This window comes from Mediterraneibacter sp. 210702-DFI.3.120 (assembly GCF_020561005.1).
GTDB lineage: Bacteria > Bacillota > Clostridia > Lachnospirales > Lachnospiraceae > Mediterraneibacter > Mediterraneibacter faecis.
On the sequence record NZ_JAJCNG010000096.1, the window covers coordinates 1 to 321 of the forward strand.

The 321-nt window shown below is 38.9% G+C and carries 1 pseudogene; it reads right to left on the bottom strand.

Features of this window, described 5'->3' with window-relative positions:
- Positions 1–321 (bottom strand): annotated as a pseudogene (locus LI162_RS15360) (replication initiation factor domain-containing protein); the annotation flags it as partial.

A 321-nucleotide genomic window follows, 5' to 3' on the forward strand; every position in this document is an offset into this window, starting at 1 on the left:
TATTCGAGATAAATTCCTCTTTTTCGCATTTCTTCTTTATCTGCTCTATGGTAAAAAATGGCTTTTCGTTTTTATCATCAATGGCAATATCAAGCCTTGTGAAGTGGAAGTTATCCTGTCCGTATCTTCGCTCACAATGTTTGAACATATCCCCAAAAGTACAATTCCTACTGTCGAGAATACGGAAAATATCATCACACCCTCTGCCGGTCATAACAAGATAACAGCCTAACCCTTGTGGGTTATCCTCTGTTTTTCTTGCGTCGCCCGATACATAAATATCTCCAATCTGCCAGCGTGCTTGATAGGTTTTGTATTTAA